The sequence below is a fragment of the Streptomyces sp. NPDC004561 genome (genome assembly GCF_053602155.1).
Genome location: NZ_JBSGDB010000594.1, coordinates 1 through 4,908 on the forward strand (window position 1 = coordinate 1; position 4,908 = coordinate 4,908).

Annotated in this window: 5 protein-coding genes; 2 read left to right on the top strand and 3 right to left on the bottom strand. The window is 71.3% G+C overall.

What is annotated here, in order from left to right; translation table 11 throughout:
* Positions 1–29 precede the first annotated feature (29 nt).
* Both ACWEN3_RS41520 and ACWEN3_RS41525 read right to left on the bottom strand, forming a co-directional pair.
* Positions 30–758, bottom strand: coding sequence for a type 1 glutamine amidotransferase (locus ACWEN3_RS41520; RefSeq protein WP_452982423.1), 729 nt, complete (start codon positions 756–758; stop codon positions 30–32).
* A 21-nt stretch (positions 759–779) separates the two neighbouring features.
* Positions 780–2,018, bottom strand: coding sequence for a MurT ligase domain-containing protein (locus ACWEN3_RS41525; protein ID WP_452982426.1), 1,239 nt, complete (start codon positions 2,016–2,018; stop codon positions 780–782).
* Between the two features lie 152 nt (positions 2,019–2,170).
* Here ACWEN3_RS41525 and def point away from each other — a divergent pair, with 152 nt between their 5' ends.
* Positions 2,171–2,770: a peptide deformylase gene (gene def / locus ACWEN3_RS41530; protein ID WP_452982429.1), complete on the top strand. Its 600-nt coding sequence runs from the start codon at positions 2,171–2,173 to the stop codon at positions 2,768–2,770.
* A 10-nt stretch (positions 2,771–2,780) separates the two neighbouring features.
* On the opposite strand, the gene ACWEN3_RS41535 is transcribed toward def, so the two are convergent.
* Complete coding sequence (locus ACWEN3_RS41535) at positions 2,781–3,425, bottom strand: TetR family transcriptional regulator (RefSeq protein WP_452982432.1); 645 nt, start codon at positions 3,423–3,425, stop codon at positions 2,781–2,783.
* Between the two features lie 171 nt (positions 3,426–3,596).
* Here ACWEN3_RS41535 and ACWEN3_RS41540 point away from each other — a divergent pair, with 171 nt between their 5' ends.
* Positions 3,597–4,826: an acyl-CoA dehydrogenase family protein gene (locus ACWEN3_RS41540; protein ID WP_452982435.1), complete on the top strand. Its 1,230-nt coding sequence runs from the start codon at positions 3,597–3,599 to the stop codon at positions 4,824–4,826.
* The last annotated feature ends 82 nt before the right edge of the window (positions 4,827–4,908 follow it).

Below are 4,908 nucleotides of genomic sequence, written 5' to 3' on the forward strand. Positions count from 1 at the left end.
AGCCCTCGACGGGCCGCCGCGCGGCGGGATCACGCGGGCTGCTGCGCGGCCGTGATGCGCTCGTTGCGCAGTGCCTCGTACCAGCGGTCGTCGATCGGCGGCAGCGCGTTGACGTCGAGCGCCAGCTTGAGCAGCAGGTCGGCGATCTGCGGGTTGCGGGCGAGGACCGGCCCGTGCATGTACGTGCCGAAGACCGTCCCGTTGTAGGCGCCCTCCGTGCCGTCCCCGGTGCCGTTGCCCTTGCCGATCCGGGTCCGGGCGAAGGGGCGGGCGGTGGCGCCGAGGTGGGTGACGCCCTGGTGGTTCTCGAAGCCGGTCAGCTGGGGCAGCCCGAGCTGCGGGTCGATGTCGGCCAGCACGTCACCGACGCACCGCTCGCCCTCGCCGCGCACCGAGACCACGTCGAGCAGGCCGAGGCCGGGCTCGCGCTGGCCGAGGTCGTTGATGAACTCGTGGCCCAGGATCTGGTAGCCGGCGCACACGGAGAAGACGATCGCGCCGTTCTGCACCGCCCGCTGCAGATGGCCGTCCCGGCGCAGCCGCTCGGCCGCGAGCCGCTGCGGCCGGTCCTCGCCGCCGCCGATCAGGTAGATGTCGCCGGAGGTCGGGATCGGCTGGTCGCTGCGCACGTCGAGGCGGGCCACGTCCAGGCCGCGCTGCCGGGCCCGACGCTCCACGACGAGCGCGTTGCCCTGGTCGCCGTAGGTGCTCAGCAGGTCCGGGTAGATCCACACCAGCCGCAGTTGGTTGTCCGTCATGAGGTGATCGCCCTTCGAAGATCAGTTGCCGACGCGGCGGCGCAGGTCCTGGAACGCGGTGTAGTTCGCGATGACCTCGATCCGTCCGGGCGGGCACATCTGCACGGCCTGGTCGAGGTTCTCGCAGACCTGGAAGTGCTGGTTCGCGACCTCCAGACGGACGGCGAGGTCCAGCTTCCGGTCGCCGATCACGAAGATCGGGTGGCCGGTGAGCCGGGTGTAGTCGACGTCCCACAGCCAGGAGGTGTCGGTGCCGTCGGCGCCGCGCGCGTTCACGGACAGGATCACCGGGGCGGGCGGCGGGTCGATCAGGGAGAACGTCTCCAGCCAGCCGGCCGGGTTCTTCGCCAGGAGCAGGCGAAGGTCACGGCCTTCGAACTGGACCACGTCGTAGCGCCCGGCCACGGCCTGGACCTGGTACATCCGCTCCAGCGCGACCTGCGGCGGCACGCCGAAGACGGCGGCGACGGCGGCCGAGGAGGCGGCGTTGGCCTTGTTGGCGCGGCCCGGGAGCTGCAGGTGGATCGGCCAGGCGGAACCGTGCGGATCGAGGACGTGGTCCCCGGACAGCGCCCAGGTCGGCGTCGGCCGGCGGAACCCGCACTCGCCGCAGAACCAGTCCTCGCCGGGCCGCTGCATCACGCCACCGCAGGACGGGCAGGACCAGGCGTCGTCCTTCCACATCTGCCCGGCCGCGACCCAGATCACGTTCGGCGACGAGGAGGCGGCCCAGACCACCAGCGGGTCGTCGCAGTTGGCGACGACGACCGCCTTGGAGCCGGCGAGGCCCTCGCGCCAGTTCTCGGCGAGCATCCGGGTCTCGGCGGCCCGGTCGAGCTGGTCGCGGGAGAGGTTGAGCAGGGCGATGCACTTCGGGTCGGTGTCCCGGGCCACTCCGGCCAGGTACTTCTCGTCGACCTCGATGACGCCGAACTTCGCGTCCGAGCCGCCCGCGAGCGCGGAGGTGATGCCGGCCGGCATGTTGGCGCCCAGCGCGTTCGACACCACCGGGCCGGCCGCGCGCAGCGCCTCCGCGATCAGCCGGGTGGTCGTGGTCTTGCCGTTGGTGGCGGACACCAGGACGACGTCCAGGTTCTGCGCCAGCCGTGCGAGCAGGTCGGGGTCGAGCCTCAGGGCGACCCGGCCGCCGATCACCGACCCGCTGCCGCGTCCGGCGGCGCGCGATGCCGCAGCGACCGCCTTGCCCGCGGTCACGGCCAGCTTGGCCCGCGGCGAGAGCGGGTCCGAGTTGCCTGCCATCAGTTCTCGATCCTCCTTGCGTACGCGCCGCGCCTGGGGCCATCCGGCAGCGTGGTGGGAACCTCAGCCTATCGAGATCCATTCGCACACCCGAATCCCGGTCCGTACCAGGGCGGCGGGCATGAGCTGAAACGAACCGTACCCTTGCCGCCATGCGACACGGTTCCATTCCGGGCGCCGGCGGGCGCGTCCGGCCTCTCACCCTGCTCGGCGACGGGGCACTGCGCGAGCAATGCCGGGAAGTCACCGAATTCGGCGCCGATCTGGCGGCCCTCGTGGAGGACTTGTTCGCCACGATGTACGCGGCCAGGGGGGTGGGTCTGGCCGCGAATCAGATCGGGGTGCCCCTGCGGGTGTTCGTGTACGACTGCCCGGACGACGAGGATGTCCGGCATCTCGGACATGTGGTGAATCCGCGACTGGTGGAGGCGGACGGGGTGGTGATCCGGGGGCCGGAGGGCTGTCTGTCCCTGCCGGGTCTCGAGGCGGGTACGGAGCGGTACGACCACGCGGTCGTCGAGGGTTTCACGGTGACCGGTGAGCCGGTCACCGTGCACGGCACGGGTTTCTTCGCCCGATGCCTGCAGCACGAGTGCGACCACCTGGAGGGCCGCGTGTACGCGGACCACCTCACGGGCTGGCGCGGGTGGCGGCTGACGCGGCAGATCTCCCGGGCCTCGTGGCACCGGGCGAGCGGGCCGGGTCAGGGGCACGGGGGACCGGTCGAGCAGCCCCCGCGCACCCGCGCGTGACGAACGGCCGTCAGAACCCCGGGCCGCCGATCCTGTCGCCCGCGGCCGCGAGCCGCCCCCACAGGAGATCGGCCAGCGACCGCACCAATTCGGCGCGGGAGCAGGGCCGTTCTCCCAGCCACCAGTCGCCGGCCGCGTGCATCATCCCGACGATCCCGTGCCCCCACACCCGGGCCAGCTGCTGGCTCTCCGGTCCGAGATCCACGCGCTCCTCGATGACCTGGGCCAGCTCCTCGCCCATCCGCCGCAGCAGCGGGGCGCTGTGCTTGCCGACGTCGAACCCGTGGTCGGTGCCGACGCTCCCCTCCGCGGGGTGCATCAGGAACCGGTACACCTGGGGCCGTGCCTCGATCGCGGCGAGGTAGGTGTCCAGGGTGGCCTCGACCCGCTCCCGCCGCTCGGCGGGGGCGTCCAGCGCGGCCCGCAGGGAGGCGAGCAGTGCGTCCGTGTGCCGTTTGGCGAGCGCCGCGTACAGTCCGCCCTTGTCGCCGAAGTGGCGGTAGAGGATCGGCTTGGTGATGCCCGCCTCCGCCGCGATCGCGTTCATCGACGCCTGCGGGCCGTCGCGGAGCACCACCCGGTCGGCGGCCTCCAGCAGCTCGCGCCGTCGGCGATCGGCGGACCGCTGCTGATCGGTCCGCTGTGTGGTGTCCATTGTGCTCTCCCCACCCGTGCTGTTTCGGTGACGCCTGCGCAAACTAACACTGTCTGTGTGCCTGACATCGAACGGGATGCCGAGGCGTCATCGGCGGTTGACTTTTCCTACCCGTCGGTAACAGACTCGTGTTACCGCTAGTAACATCGCACTGCCGCCGCTGGAGGGGACATGGCCGAGTTCACCATGGAGCTGAACGACGAACAGAAGGAAGTCCGGGACTGGCTCCACGGCTTCGCCGCGGACGTGATCCGTCCGGCGGCCGCCGAGTGGGACGAGCGCGAGGAGACTCCCTGGCCGGTCATACAGGAGGCCGCGAAGGTCGGCATCTACTCCCTCGACTTCTACGCACAGCAGTACTTCGACCCCACCGGCCTCGGCATCCCGATGGCCATGGAGGAGCTGTTCTGGGGCGACGCGGGCATCGCCCTCTCCATTGTGGGCACCGGCCTCGCCGCCGTGGGCGTTCTCGCCAACGGGACCGAGGAGCAGATCGGCACCTGGATCCCGCAGATGTACGGCGACCAGAACGACGTCAAGGTCGCCGCGTTCTGCTCGTCCGAGCCCGACGCCGGCTCCGACGTGGCCTCCCTGCGCACGCGAGCCGTGTACGACGAGGCCAAGGACGAGTGGGTGATCAACGGCACGAAGACCTGGGCGACCAACGGCGGCATCGCCAACGTCCACGTGGTGGTGGCCATCGTCGACCCGGAACTGGGCTCCAAGGGCCACGCCTCCTTCATCGTCCCGCCGGGCACCCCGGGGCTCTCCCAGGGCCAGAAGTTCAAGAAGCACGGCATCCGCGCCTCGCACACCGCCGAGGTCATCCTCGACGGCGTCCGCGTCCCCGGCTCCTGCCTGCTCGGCGGCAAGGACAAGCTGGACGAGCGGCTCGCCCGGGCCCGGGAGAAGGCGAAGGCGGCCGGCGGCGAGCGGGTGAAGAACGCGGCGATGGCGACCTTCGAGGCGTCGCGCCCGGCTGTCGGGGCCATGGCCATCGGCACCGCGAGGGCCGCCTACGAGGTCGCCCTCGACTACGCCAGGACCCGGGAGCAGTTCGGGCGGCCCATCATCGACAACCAGGGGGTCGCCTTCCAGCTCGCGGACATGCGGACGCAGATCGACGCGGCCCGGCTGCTCGTCTGGCGTGCCTCGTGGATGGCGGTCAACGGCAGGCCGTTCACCGCGGCCGAGGGGTCGATGTCCAAGCTGTTCGCGAGCGAGACGGCGAAGAAGGTGACCGCGCAGGCGATCCAGATCCTCGGCGGCAACGGCTACACCCGGGAGTACCCGGTGGAGCGGATGCACCGGGACAGCGCGATCTACACGATCTTCGAGGGCACGAGCGAGATCCAGCGGCTCGTCATCGCAAGGACCCTGGCGGGGATGCCGATCCGGTAGCGCCGCCGCGAGGTCGTCGAGCAGGGTGGGGGAGTGCCAGCCGGGCAGGTGGGAGGCGTAGCGCAGCCGGCCGGTTTCGGGT